The 14,373-nt window shown below is 39.1% G+C and carries 11 protein-coding genes; 6 read left to right on the top strand and 5 right to left on the bottom strand.

The features are described from left to right. Positions 1 to 65 precede the first annotated feature (65 nt). Positions 66 to 710, bottom strand: coding sequence for a pentapeptide repeat-containing protein (locus DXC10_RS06175; RefSeq protein ID WP_187120667.1), 645 nt, complete (start codon positions 708 to 710; stop codon positions 66 to 68). Positions 711 to 783: 73 nt separating this feature from the next. Next, a complete protein-coding gene (gene crcB, locus DXC10_RS06180; protein ID WP_101543137.1) occupies positions 784 to 1,155 on the bottom strand; it encodes a fluoride efflux transporter CrcB in 372 nt (123 codons plus the stop codon). A gap of 663 nt (positions 1,156 to 1,818) precedes the next feature. Here crcB and DXC10_RS06185 point away from each other — a divergent pair. From DXC10_RS06185 to gcvT, 4 genes are all read left to right on the top strand, one after another. Continuing rightward, a complete protein-coding gene (locus DXC10_RS06185) occupies positions 1,819 to 3,981 on the top strand; it encodes a glycoside hydrolase family 97 protein (RefSeq protein WP_117737516.1) in 2,163 nt (720 codons plus the stop codon). A 132-nt stretch (positions 3,982 to 4,113) separates the two neighbouring features. Beyond that, positions 4,114 to 5,523: an amidophosphoribosyltransferase gene (locus DXC10_RS06190; protein WP_101543139.1), complete on the top strand. Its 1,410-nt coding sequence runs from the start codon at positions 4,114 to 4,116 to the stop codon at positions 5,521 to 5,523. 128 nt (positions 5,524 to 5,651) lie between these two features. Then, positions 5,652 to 6,884, top strand: coding sequence for a peptidase T (gene pepT / locus DXC10_RS06195; protein ID WP_101543140.1), 1,233 nt, complete (start codon positions 5,652 to 5,654; stop codon positions 6,882 to 6,884). Between the two features lie 25 nt (positions 6,885 to 6,909). After that, the gene (gcvT, locus tag DXC10_RS06200; RefSeq protein WP_101543141.1) at positions 6,910 to 8,004 is read left to right on the top strand and encodes a glycine cleavage system aminomethyltransferase GcvT; all 1,095 of its coding nucleotides are present in this window, start codon (positions 6,910 to 6,912) and stop codon (positions 8,002 to 8,004) included. A gap of 94 nt (positions 8,005 to 8,098) precedes the next feature. Here gcvT and DXC10_RS06205 read toward each other — a convergent pair whose 3' ends face one another. Next, positions 8,099 to 8,350, bottom strand: a complete 252-nt coding sequence (locus DXC10_RS06205; protein WP_005835945.1) for a type B 50S ribosomal protein L31 — start codon at positions 8,348 to 8,350, stop codon at positions 8,099 to 8,101. A gap of 174 nt (positions 8,351 to 8,524) precedes the next feature. On the opposite strand from DXC10_RS06205, the gene DXC10_RS06210 reads away from it, so the two are divergent. Both DXC10_RS06210 and DXC10_RS06215 read left to right on the top strand, forming a co-directional pair. Next, complete coding sequence (locus DXC10_RS06210; protein ID WP_117737517.1) at positions 8,525 to 9,532, top strand: endonuclease/exonuclease/phosphatase family protein; 1,008 nt, start codon at positions 8,525 to 8,527, stop codon at positions 9,530 to 9,532. Between the two features lie 302 nt (positions 9,533 to 9,834). Next, positions 9,835 to 10,839 (top strand): class II fructose-bisphosphate aldolase, encoded by a 1,005-nt coding sequence (locus DXC10_RS06215; protein WP_101543143.1) that lies wholly within the window; start codon positions 9,835 to 9,837, stop codon positions 10,837 to 10,839. A gap of 80 nt (positions 10,840 to 10,919) precedes the next feature. On the opposite strand, the gene DXC10_RS06220 is transcribed toward DXC10_RS06215, so the two are convergent. Further along, complete coding sequence (locus DXC10_RS06220) at positions 10,920 to 12,770, bottom strand: glycoside hydrolase family 13 protein (protein ID WP_117737518.1); 1,851 nt, start codon at positions 12,768 to 12,770, stop codon at positions 10,920 to 10,922. A 107-nt stretch (positions 12,771 to 12,877) separates the two neighbouring features. Beyond that, positions 12,878 to 14,230, bottom strand: a complete 1,353-nt coding sequence (locus tag DXC10_RS06225; protein ID WP_117737519.1) for a tetratricopeptide repeat protein — start codon at positions 14,228 to 14,230, stop codon at positions 12,878 to 12,880. Positions 14,231 to 14,373 lie beyond the last annotated feature (143 nt).

The following is a 14,373-nucleotide window of genomic DNA, read 5'->3' on the forward strand; positions in this document are numbered from 1 at the left end:
TTGTTTTATTTTTTAGTATGAATTCTACGCTTATAACAAACGAAAACGGAAAATTGTTTAGCTGCTCAGACTTTTATTACAATTCCCAATAAGGAAGTCAGATCCATGGCTTGCATTGTGTTGACGATAGCTCCACGTATGTCGGGAAGATTGACACGAATACCTTCTATATGCGAATCGCTCAAGTCAATACCTTTTAGCGGAGTGTGTGAAAACTCAGTCTCAATTAGTTCGCAATTACTAAAGGCGATGGAGGTCAGTTTACAATCGTTTATGTCGCTGTTACGTAAATCACAGGTAGAGAAACGTGCCTGGTTGATCTTGCTCATGGAGAGGTTAAGGTAGTGGGCGTTGCAATCTTTCATAAAAAGATGGTTCAAGGTACTTTCTGATAGATTGGTACCCACCAGCTTGCAAGAAACGAACTCAACGCGAAACAAGGAACTCTCAACAAAAGAAATATTGGATAAATCACAATTTTCAAAACATACATCCGTGAAATGGGTCGATTTCAATTTGCAGGCATTAAACTGGATGTGGCTGAAAGTACAATTTTTAATAGTCTTATAAGAACAATTAATATCTTTCTCCGCCTGTTGGCTGAAATGGATACCTCTGACGGTTTCTTCCCTTTCGAGCCACTCTTTCAAGGACTTATCGCTTTTGATTTGTCCTTCCAAAGTGGGAGGGACAATCCGTACAGGGGGCATGATGTGGAGTCTGTTTGATTTTGGCATTTTTTTTGAGTATCGGATTGTTTAGAAATAAATCGGTGTAGCCTGTTCAACGCCCTAGGACTCCTCCTGTAAAAGCTGCCATAATGCTCAATAGGACACTTAATAAGATATATAGGAAAAACTCACCATAAAATCCTTGTTTCAACATTATCAGTCCGTCATTGCTGAAAGTGGAGAAAGTGGTGAAACCGCCGCATAAACCGGTAGTGAGCAACATACGTATTTCAGTGGACAAGTTGAAACGAGCCGACCAAGCATAAAATAGTCCGATAAGGAAACTGCCAAGAATATTGACGGTGAACGTTGCCCACGGAAAAGCGTAGGGTACTATTCGTTCGTGTAGCGCCATTTGCATGCAATAGCGCAACAAGCTACCTGTACCACCGCCAAGAAATATGCATATCAGTATTTTACTCATAGATTGTCTGAATGATTTTCTGATTGCAAAGGTAATGAAGATGGAGGGATTTTTTTCAATAACAGTTGAATTTATTTGTAATGTGAATTGGCTAAAGATACTTTTTAAGCAGTGGGTAGTTATAATATATAACTTTTGACTCAATACCGATATAAACGTTTTTCGTACCTATATAGAGTATCTTTCGTACTCTTATAAACTTAGAACGAAGATTTCATTTATGGAAACGAAATCTTCGTTCTAAGTTTGTCTTACCTCTAAACAGATTTTATATCTTATACAGTTTATGTTTGTATAGAGAGTTGCTTGTCTTGTTGTCTGATCAAAAGAAGCGGTGATTAAAATGTGTTTGTTAAAGCCTTTATTTATTATGTTAATTGTTAACTTATTTATGGTTTTGCTAAACCATGTTATAAGACGAGGCTATTGTTTCTTGAAATTTGGAGATTTTCCAAAAGTTCGTACATTTGCATTGTGTTTTTCATAGTATTAGATTTAAGGTTAACAAAAAGATTGGCTGTCTGTGATAGATAGCCTTTTTTTGTACTTTTATGTCTTATGCAAACGTTTGCCGACAAATCGGATATCTTTTCACTTTATTACTTCTGATATTGTTTCTTTCCTACTTATATTTGCATCACGAACATTATTTTAAACCATAGCATGAAAAACATGAAAGTAATTTGTACTAAATTGGCCTGCTTTCTGCTTGTATTGTTTATAAGCAGTACGGCAATGGCAGAGAGTATTACCTCTCCCAACGGACAACTTCAACTGAACTTTTCGGTAAACGATCAAGGCGAACCTGTCTATGCACTTTTCTATAAAGGAAAAGCTGTAATCAATCCTTCTAAACTTGGTCTGGAACTGAAAAATGATCCGGGACTGATGAATGGATTTACTCTGGCTGATGTCAAGACCGTTACGCTTGATGAAACGTGGGAACCGGTATGGGGCGAAGTTAAGAAAATCCGTAATCACTACAATGAACTGGCTGTGACTCTGAATCAAAAAGCTCAGGATCGTAATATGATTATTCGTTTTCGTCTTTTTGATGACGGACTTGGTTTCCGTTATGAATTTCCTTTACAAAAGAACTTGAATTACTTCGTTATCAAGGAAGAACATTCTCAGTTTGCCATGACCGGTGACCATACGGCATTCTGGATACCGGGCGATTACGATACTCAAGAATATGATTATACTGAATCCAAATTATCTGAAATTCGTGGCCTGATGAAAGGGGCTATTACTGAAAACTCTTCACAGACACAATTCTCTCCTACGGGGGTTCAGACTTCTTTGCAGATGAAAACGGCCGATGGTCTGTATATCAATCTCCACGAGGCTGCTTTGGTTGATTATTCTTGTATGCACTTGAATTTGGATGATAAGAATTTTGTTTTTGAGTCTTGGCTTACTCCTGATGCGGTGGGTGATAAGGGATATTTGCAAGCTCCTTGTAAATCGCCGTGGCGTACGGTTATCGTTAGCGATGATGCTCGTGATATCCTTGCTTCTAAGATTACTCTGAACTTGAATGAGCCTTGTGCCTATGAAGATGTTTCTTGGATTAAACCGGTGAAATATGTCGGTGTTTGGTGGGAAATGATTGCAGGTAAAAGTACTTGGGCTTATACAGATGATTTGCCTTCCGTTAAATTGGGTGAGACTGATTATTTGGAAACCAAGCCCAATGGCCGTCATGGTGCTAATAATGAAAATGTAAAGAGATATATTGACTTTGCTGCCGAACACGGTTTTGACCAAGTATTGGTAGAAGGATGGAACGAAGGCTGGGAAGATTGGTTTGGAAAATCAAAAGATTATGTATTCGATTTCGTGACTCCTTATCCCGATTTTGATGTCAAGATGTTGAATGCATACGCTAAGAGTAAAGGCGTGAAACTGATGATGCACCATGAAACTTCTTCTTCTGTACGCAATTATGAACGTCACATAGACAAAGCCTATCAGTTCATGGTGGATAATGGATATAATGCCGTAAAGAGTGGTTATGTGGGAGATATCATTCCTCGCGGTGAACATCATTACGGACAATGGATGAATAATCACTATCTCTATGCAGTGAAGAAAGCGGCTGACTACAAGATTTGTGTAAATGGACATGAGGCTGTACGTCCTACTGGTTTATGCCGTACATTTCCTAATCTGATTGGCAATGAATCTGCCCGTGGCACTGAATATGAAGCATTCGGTGGCAGTAAACCGTTCCATACTACTTTGCTGCCGTTTAATCGCCTGATTGGTGGCCCGATGGACTATACTCCGGGTATTTTCGATACGAAATTGGATTTTATGGGTGACAGACCTCACGGGCAGGTACAAACGACCCTTGTCAAACAAATGGCTCTATATGTTACTCTCTATAGCCCATTACAGATGGCTGCTGATTTGGTGGAAAACTATGAGAAGCATATGGATGCTTTCCAGTTCATTAAAGATGTAGCTGTAGACTGGGATGATAGTAAGTATATTGAAGCAGAACCTGGCGACTACATCACCGTAGCTCGTAAAGCAAAGGGAACCGGTAACTGGTTCGTGGGTGGTATTACAGATGAGAATGCACGTGTGGCCAACTTTACTCTTGATTTCCTTGAGCCGGGTAAGCAGTATGTTGCTACCTTATATGCAGATGGTAAAGATGCAGACTACAAAGATAATCCTACATCTTATCAAATAAAGAAAGGGCTTGTGACTCATAAAACAAGGATGTCTGTAAGAGAAGCCCGTAGCGGTGGTTTTGCTTTAAGTTTGATTGAAGCTACTCCTGCTGATAAAAGGACTGTGAAGAAATGGAAATGATCAAGGTAAAAAGAGTTTTTGATTAGGCATTAGTTGGCTCCCCACAGATTTTAGTTCTATGGGGAGTTTTTTATGGAAACTTCTTTGTACCTTTGCACTCGTTAATAAAATAACTAATAACACAAAGAACTTATGGGAGGTTTTTTCGGAACAGTCGCCAAGGTAAGTTGCGTGGCAGACTTGTTTTACGGCACGGATTATAATTCGCATTTAGGGACAAAACGCGGTGGATTAGCAACATACGATGCAGTAAGTGCAGTATTTACGCGTTCCATCCATAATTTGGAAAGTACTTATTTCCGCACAAAGTTTGAAGACGAACTGGATAAGTTCAAAGGAAATGCCGGTATTGGAATTATCAGCGATACAGATCCTCAACCCCTTATTCTGAACTCTCATTTGGGTAGATTTGCTATCGTGACGGTGGCTAAAATTGTGAATTTGCAGGAACTGGAAACTGATTTGTTAGCACAGAATATGCACTTTGCCGAATTAAGTTCCGGAAAGACTAATCAAACAGAGCTTATCGCATTGCTCCTTATTCAAGGCAAGACGTTTGTGGAAGGAATAGAAAACGTATTTAAGCATATCAAGGGGTCTTGTTCCATGTTGTTGCTTACGGAAGATGGTATTATAGCTGCTCGTGATCAATGGGGACGTACACCTATTGTTATTGGTAAAAAAGAAGGTGCTTATGCTGCAACAAGTGAGTCAAGCAGTTTTCCTAATCTTGGTTATGAAATAGATCGTTATTTGGGACCGGGTGAAATCGTCCGTTTGCGTTCTGATGGGGTGGAGCAGATACGTAAACCTGATGAAGAAATGCAGATTTGCTCGTTTTTGTGGGTTTATTACGGTTTTCCTACGTCTTGTTATGAAGGTAAGAATGTAGAAGATGTTCGTTTTACTTCGGGTTACAAAATGGGACAGAGTGATGATTCTGAAGTGGATTGTGCTTGTGGCATTCCAGATTCCGGTGTAGGTATGGCCCTAGGTTATGCTGAAGGAAAGGGGGTACCTTATCATCGTGCTATATCTAAATATACGCCGACTTGGCCCCGTAGTTTTACCCCCAGCAAACAGGAAATGCGTTCGTTGGTAGCCAAGATGAAACTTATACCTAATCGTGCTATGCTTGAAGGCAAGCGTTTGCTGTTTTGTGACGATTCTATTGTACGTGGTACGCAGTTAAGGGATAATGTGAAAGTACTCTATGAATATGGTGCCAAAGAGGTACATATTCGTATTGCATGTCCTCCGTTGATATACAGTTGTCCATTTGTCGGTTTTACGGCTTCTAAGGGTGATCTTGAATTGATAACCCGTCGTGTTATCAAAGAGTTGGAAGGTGACGAGAATAAAAATCTTGAAAAATATGCTACCACCGGTTCGCCTGAATATGAGCGGATGGTAGAAGTGATCCGTGAACGTTTTGGTCTTTCTTCTTTAAAATTCAATACTTTGGAGACATTGGTTGAGGCTATCGGCTTGCCTAAATGTAAGCTTTGTACACATTGCTTTGACGGTAGCAGTCATTTTTAAGTGACAAAATAGTCGTTTATGAATAAAAAGGGGCGTGAATTGCTTGGCAATTCACGCCCCTTTTTTTACCTTTACAGCAATATAAAAATGAACCAATTTTGATTGTAAATAGTTAAATTGTAAATAATATGACTTTAGTAGAACGTTTTTTAAAGTATGTAAGTTTTGATACCCAGTCTGATGAACTGACAGGGCTTACTCCAAGTACTCCCGGACAAATGCTATTTGCCAAGTATCTCAAAGAAGAATTGACATCTTTAGATTTGGAAGATATAACGTTGGATGAGAACGGTTATTTGTTTGCTACCCTTCCTGCCAATACGGATAAATCTGTGCCTGCTATTGGTTTTATTGCTCATATGGATACAAGTCCTGATATGAGTGGTAAAAATGTATCGCCTCGTATTGTCGAAAATTATGATGGTAAGGATATCGTGCTTTGTGCAGAAGAAAAAGTTATCCTTTCTCCATCACAATTTCCTGAATTGCTTGATCATAAAGGGGAAGATCTCATTGTGACTAATGGAAAAACTCTACTTGGTGCCGATGACAAAGCTGGTATTGCTGAAATTGTTTCGGCCATTGTTTATTTGCAGGAACATCCCGAAATTAAACATGGAAAGATACGTATCGGTTTCAATCCTGATGAAGAAATCGGTGAAGGTGCTCATAAATTTGATGTCGCGAAGTTTGGTTGTGAATGGGCCTATACGATGGACGGAGGTGAAGTAGGTGAACTGGAATTTGAGAACTTCAACGCTGCCGCTGCTAAAATTACTATCAAGGGACGTAATGTACATCCGGGTTATGCTAAGCATAAGATGATAAATTCTATTCGTCTGGCCAATCGTTTTATTGCCATGTTGCCCAGTCACGAGACACCTGAACATACCGAAGGATATGAGGGCTTCTACCATTTGGTCGGTATTACTGGTGGTGTGGAACAAACTACTGTCTCTTATATCATTCGCGATCATGATCGTACCCGTTTTGAAGGGCGTAAAAAAGAAATGGAACATCTTGTTCGTAAAATCAATGCGGAATACGGTGAAGGCACTGCCTTGCTTGAGCTCCGTGATCAATACTACAATATGCGTGAGAAGATTGAGCCGGTGATGCATATTATTGATATTGCTTTCAAGTCCATGGAAGCTGTAGGAGTAGAACCTCATGTAAAAGCTATTCGTGGTGGTACGGATGGTGCCCAGCTTTCTTTTAAAGGATTGCCTTGTCCCAATATTTTTGCCGGTGGATTGAACTTTCATGGAAGATATGAATTCGTTCCCATCCAAAGCATGGAAAAAGCAATGAAAGTTATTGTTAAAATTGCTGAGCTGGTTGCTGCTAAATCCTCTTTGTAATTCTTAAACTTAAAATATAATAACCATGAAAACCACTCCCTTTACAGAGAAGCACATCTCACTCGGTGCTAAGATGCACGAATTTGCAGGCTATAATATGCCTATCGAATATTCCGGTATTATTGATGAACATCTTACGGTTTGCCATAGTGTAGGTGTTTTTGATGTTTCCCATATGGGCGAATTTTGGGTGAAAGGACCACATGCGCTGGAGTTCCTTCAGAAAATAACTTCCAATAATGTAGCGGTTCTTACTCCTGGAAAGGTACAATATACTTGTTTTCCTAATGAAGACGGTGGTATAGTAGATGATTTGCTTGTCTATCATTATGAGCCGGAGAAATATCTCCTTGTTGTGAATGCCTCTAATATTGAAAAAGACTGGAATTGGTGTCTTTCTCATAATATTGACGGTGCTGAACTGGAGAATGCTTCCGATCGTATGGCACAGCTTGCAGTACAAGGACCTAAAGCTATTCTTACCTTGCAAAAACTTACTTCCATAAATTTGTTTGAAATGCCATATTATACTTTTACGCATGGTGAATTTGCAGGTGAAAAGGATGTGATAATTTCTAATACAGGTTATACGGGGGCAGGCGGTTTTGAACTGTATTTTTATCCTGAAGCAGCCATGAAAATATGGAATGCTGTGTTTGAAGCTGGAACGGAGTTCGGTATTAAACCTATCGGATTGGGTGCTCGCGATACGCTCCGTCTTGAAATGGGATTTTGTCTTTATGGCAATGATCTTGATGATACTACTTCGCCTATAGAAGCTGGACTCGGATGGATAACTAAGTTTGTGGATGGAAAGAATTTTACTAACCGGTTGATGCTTGAGAAGCAGAAAGCTGCGGGTACAATACGTAAGTTGGTTGGTTTTGAAATGATAGACCGTGGTATCCCTCGTCATGGCTATGAATTGTATAATGCTGAGGGTGTGTCTATTGGGGGCGTTACTTCCGGTACAATGTCTCCTACGCGTAAGATTGGCATTGGAATGGGGTATGTGAAGCCTGAATATAGTAAGGTAGGTACTGAAATCTTTGTCGATATGCGTGGACGTAAACTGAAAGCTGTAGTGGTGAAACCGCCGTTCCGTAAACTTAATGACTGAAGTGATAAATGTATGTAAATCAGAAGTATGGGCGATGTAAATAAGAAAGGGAGTCTTTCAAAAAACTCCCTTTTTTCAGTTATCGAAAACCGAATTATTTCTTACGGTTACCGTAACGGCTCATAAACTTATCAACACGACCGGCAGTGTCAACCAATTTAGACTTACCAGTGTAGAAAGGGTGAGAAGTACTAGAAATTTCCAACTTTACCAACGGATAAGTTTCACCTTCGAATTCGATAGTCTCTTTCGTATTACAAGTAGAACGAGACAAGAACACGTCACCATTTGACATATCTTTAAATACTACCGGACGGTAATTTTCAGGATGAATACCTTTTTTCATTTCAATATTTGTTTATAATTTATATTCTGTTACTATTTTGGTAATAAATAGTGTAATGGTCTTTTTCAGGGTGCAAAGATAATGTATTTCTCCGAAATAGAAAAAAGTTTCAGAAAAAAATAGGTTTATACTTTTTTATTTCTGATTTTTGCAACGTACTAATTTTGTTGATTTATGAAGAAACTACTAATTTTATTCTTTTTCTGCCTTTGTATGGTAACATTGGGAGCGCAGAACTCCGAACGTAATTTGTACAGTGTCGCTTTTTACAATCTTGAAAACCTGTTTGATACTATTCACGATAATGGTAAGAACGATTATGAATTTCTTCCGGACGGAAGTTATAAGTGGACAGCAAAGAAATATGAAGCAAAATTGCAAAATCTCTCTAAAGTATTAAGTTCTCTTTCGCGGAATTTAGTACCCGAAGGTCCTGCCGTGATTGGTGTCGCAGAAGTTGAAAACTGTCATGTATTGACTGATTTGGTGAGCCAATCAGCTATCTCCAACTATAAATTCGTTCATTATGAAGGTCTCGATAAACGTGGTATTGACTGTGCATTGTTGTATGATCCGGAACAGTTCACTGTAACAAATTCCCAACTGGTACTTTCAACTCCTTATCAGGGGGATACTGTACATTTGACGCGTGGCTTTCTGATTGTAGACGGTCTGTTGGCGGGTGAGCGCGTTTGTTTTATAGTCAATCACTGGCCTTCACGCGGGGCTCAATCACCGGTGCGCGTACATGCTGCCAAACAAGTGAAAGCGTTGAAAGATTCGTTGATGCGCAAAGATAAGAAACTGAAGCTTATCGTGATGGGGGATATGAACGATGATCCTATGGATGAAAGCATGCAGGAGTTGGGTGCACGTAAGTATGTAAAGCAAGTGAAAAAGGGTGAATTTTACAACCCTTGGTGGGAAACGTTGGAAGATAAAGGGGTAGGAACGTTACTTTATCGAGGTAAATGGAATTTGTTCGACCAGATTGTTATATCAAAACCATTGTTGAAAGTAAAAAAAGGATTACGCTATGATCATAATGAAGTGTTTATCCGTGATTATCTTATACAGCAAGATGGAAAGTATAAAGGTTCTCCTTTGCGTACACATGGAGGGCGGACATGGTTGAATGGTTATAGCGATCATTTGCCGACAATCATTTATCTGAGAAAATAGATATGTGATCATGAAAAAATGAACATATAATAATGTGTAAATAGCTACCGGAAAGTAAACTTGCTTTCCGGTTTTTTGTTTTTGTAAATGAATACGTAAAAGATGAGTGAGGGACATGAAAATGAAAAAGAGTTTGTAATATAGAGATTACAATATTCTGCTGATTATAGTCAATAGCTTTAAAATAGAATAGCGTTGACAGATAAATATAGATATTTTATTCTTTTCCCGACCTTCTTTTTAAAGGATTATGCTTACTTTTGCGTAGAATTTTTATTCACTAACAATAAACTTTAAACAAAATGGTTAATTACAAAGATTTAGGCCTTGTAAACACAAGAGAGATGTTTGCTCGTGCTATTAAAGGTGGATATGCAATCCCTGCATTCAACTTCAACAATATGGAACAAATGCAGGCTATCATTAAGGCTGCCGTAGAGACAAAGTCTCCGGTTATCCTCCAAGTTTCTAAGGGTGCCCGTCAGTATGCTAATGCTACTTTGTTGCGTTACATGGCTCAGGGTGCTGTAGAATATGCAAAAGAATTGGGTTGTAAACATCCTGAAATCGTTCTTCACCTTGACCATGGAGATACTTTTGAAACATGTAAAAGCTGTATTGACTCCGGCTTTTCATCGGTAATGATCGACGGTTCACATCTTCCTTACGAAGAGAACGTTGCTTTGACTAAGAAGGTTGTTGACTATGCTCATCAATTTGATGTAACGGTAGAGGGTGAACTTGGCGTGTTGGCCGGTGTAGAAGATGAAGTTTCTGCAGAACACCATACATATACCAATCCTGAAGAAGTGATTGACTTTGCTACTCGTACAGGTTGCGATTCTTTGGCTATTTCTATCGGTACTTCTCACGGTGCATATAAGTTCAAACCGGAACAATGTCACGTAGACCCTGCTACCGGTCGTCTGGTTCCTCCTCCATTGGAATTCGCTGTATTGGATGCTGTCATGGAGAAACTTCCGGGATTCCCCATCGTGCTTCACGGATCGTCTTCAGTTCCTCAGGAAGAAGTTGATACAATTAATAAGTATGGCGGTAAACTGGAGGCTGCTGTAGGTATTCCTGAAGAACAGTTGCGTAAGGCTGCTAAGTCTGCTGTTTGTAAGATTAACATCGATTCAGACTCTCGTTTGGCTATGACTGCTGCTGTCCGTAAGGTATTTGCAGAGAAACCGGCTGAATTTGACCCGCGTAAGTATCTGGGGCCGGCTCGTGACAATATGGAGAAGCTGTATAAGCATAAAATCATCAACGTGCTTGGTTCAGATAATAAATTGGCTGAATAAGTTACCAGATTAAATTGAATAAAGTAGCCCCTGCAATAACCAGATATTGCAGGGGCTGTTTCTTATGAGTTAAGATACTATTAAAGCTCAATTACTAGGGATTCCCGTGGTTGCATCTTCAATTCTTTTCCAAAGGTGATTATTTGGCCACTTAGAATATCTTTTCCTTGTTTGGTATGTTTCAAAATTTCTTTGTAGAACTTCAGAGATACAGTGGTTGAAGTGTCTGTTCCATTGAGCATTACAAATACAGTTTTACCTTCGTATTGTCTGGCATAAGCATATACTCCGTTTTGTACCATAAATTGCGTCATACTGCCTTTGGCAATAACGTCATTACCTTTACGCCAATTCAAAAGAGTTTTGTAGAAGTTATAACAATCATTTTGTAATTTGCTACGTCCCGCAGCTGTAAAAACAGTCTCTTTATCGTCATCCCATCCACCGGGGAAGTCCTTGCGTACATAACCGTCACTTTTACTCTTTACACCGTTCATCATGATTTCCGTACCATAATAGAGTTGCGGAATACGACGGGTAGTAAGCAATAGGGTGGAGGCTTGTTTCAGCATTGGCAGATTATCACCGTCGCCAAGGAAACGGTCGGTGTCGTGGTTTTCGATGAAGGCCAATACGGAAGCCGGGTTAGGATAGAGGAAATCGTATACAAAACTATTGTATACACGATCAAGTCCTTTGAACCAAGTTTCGCTCTGTTCGTTCTTGGCTGTATTGATTTTATCGAAAAAGCTGAAGTCCATTACGGTTTTCAGATTACTGTTCTTTGGGGCAGACAACTTAGAGTCTTTTTGCCACCAAGCTGTATAAGCCGGTTCGGTTACCCAGGTTTCGCCTACAGTATTATAATTAGGATATTCCTCATTCAATTCCTTCATCCAGTTACTCATGGCATCATAGTCGGCATATGGATATGTATCCATGCGGATACCATCTATATTGGCATATTCAATCCACCAGAAACTATTTTGGACAAGATAACGATATACATGCGGGTTCTTCTGGTTAAGGTCAGGCATAGCGGTAACAAACCAACCGTTATTCATTTGGTCAAAATCATACTTTGATGCATATGGATCTACATGTGGAGTCAATTTGAAAGAAGTCTGTACAAAGTTTGTTTCATGGTTAGGATTGTTAAACCAATCCTTACTCGGCATATCTTTTATCCAAATGTGGTCTACACCACAATGGTTGAAAATCATATCCATTACAATTTTAATGTCACGGGCATGAGCTTTCTCTATCAGTAGTTTATATTCTTCATTGGTACCGAAGCGTGGGTCTACCTTGTAATAATCGGTAGTGGCATATCCATGGTAAGATCCTCCGCTCATATTATTTTCCAGTACCGGGGTAAACCAGAGAGCAGTGACACCAAGGTCTGTAAAATAGTCTAGATGCTTTTCAATACCGGCTAAGTCTCCACCATGGCGTGCATTAGGATTGTTACGATCCACCTTACTATCCATCATACCTTCAATATGGTCGTTTTCTGGATTACCATTGGCAAAGCGGTCGGGCATTAACAGATAAAGTGCGTCGGATGCATCGAAACCTTTGTGTTCACATCCTTTCTTTGTGCGGATTTTCAACTCATATTCTTTGACCAGTTTCTTTTTACCTTGTGTAAAGGTCAATGTCATCTTACCCGGCTTTACGTCTTTGTCCAGTTTTAGATAGACCAACAGATAATTATCGCTTTCCAACTTGACGGTACTGCTCAAGAAGACACCGGGATAGTTAACAGATACCGAAGCATTGCCGATACCTTCACCATATACCATTAGTTGAAGCTCGGGATTATGCATACCGGCATACCAAAACGGAGGGTCGATCTTGTTAATGTTTATGGCTGCATACGTGCTAAGAGAAAGTAGGAATACTCCTAGAATAAAAAATGACTTTTTCATGATAGTAACTTTTCGGTTATTTATTTCGTACTAATGTAAAACAAATAACGGAGAAAGTTGAACCTTCTCCGTCATAATCATTTATATACTTTATGCAAACGTTTTCACTATCTGTTGGTAGCTTTAAGATTATTTTTTTTCTCAGGTACTTTACCCTTGAAGAAGTCTTCTGTTTTTTTATGTTCCCTGATATCTTTTAACCAGGCTTCTGCGGCATTATAATAATTGGTTGTGCCTAGAATGACATTTCCTGCATCATCTGTTTCAGGTTCCTGTTCTTTGTTCTGTAAAGAACGTGTTTTTAAGAAGGCTTCCAGGCTGCGTATAGCATTTGGAGTATCTTTTAAGCTATAATAGTAGACAAAAGCAAGGTCGTAAAGCAGTTTATGATTGTTCCGGTCATATTTTTCATAACGTTCTTTAATGGATTGTATCTGCTCTTTAAACATGAACGCCATTTTATAGCAGTCTGTCATTCCTATATAAAGTCGTATCATACTACTATCCTTAGGTACGGAAAGTTCTATGGCATCTTGCAGATAAGCGACCCCTTGTTCCTTCCATGATGTTTTGGCGCAAGAGCGTCCCAGATAATATAATAGATTGACATTTTGAGGGTCATATTTTCTGGCTATCTCTAACATGTCATGTGCACCATAATAGTTCTCTTTTGCATAATAACTGATACCTAAGTAATAACAGGTATGGAATGAACTGTCTCCTTGGTTTACTAGATATTCATAGCGTTGTATAGCGGTAGAGTAGTCTTTTTTCAAACAGTAAGCCAGCGCATTTTGACGGTTTACGGCAATATTTGTAGAGTCTATCTTTCGGTATTTTTCAGTAGTTTCGATTGCTTCATCATAATATTTCCCTCCTATAAAGAGACTACCTAGTTTGGCTGCTGATAGAAAATCATCCGGATATTTTTCTTGAATGATTGAGTAGCAACCTGCAGCTGGAAGTGGCTGATTGGTTCCCTCAAAACTTTGTGCCTGTAAATGTAGTGCGATGGCAGAACTGTCTTTTTCGGTTAATAAACTACTTTCTCCCAATGCTTCCTGATATTTTTGTAAATTTAGCAATAAGTTGATATATTGAATACGTGTATATTTGTTGTCAGGGTTCAGGATGAGTGCTTTTTGGTAATAATCCAATGCTTGATTTTGTTTAGCCAGGCTTTTATAACATTCGGCTACCTCAATGTATGCACGTGGATTTAAAGAGTCCTGTACTACTATTTTTCGAAATACTTCAAGTGCTTCCAAGTTGTTGCCCAATCCTTTGAGGGCTCTCCCTTTTTGGTAAAGCAAAGGGATGGTAGGCTCTTCTTGATTAATAAGTGATAAGGCGGTTTCGTAATCGTAGTTTACCATTGCATCTTGAATTGGGTTTGTGTTTTGTGCTATCAGGAAAGAACAGCAAACACATAATCCTAGAGAGATAAAAAGTTTTTTCATGCCATATAAACTTTAATGAATTGCTAATATGGGTGCAAGTTACTAAAAAGAATGTGTTTACGAAATTATCGTAGGTATTTTTAAATAGATTAACGGATAAAAAAACGCTCTTCCATAATAGAAGAGCGTTTCATATTGAGATT

It is taken from the genome of Bacteroides sp. OM08-11, from assembly GCF_003438665.1.
Taxonomy (GTDB): domain Bacteria; phylum Bacteroidota; class Bacteroidia; order Bacteroidales; family Bacteroidaceae; genus Bacteroides; species Bacteroides cutis.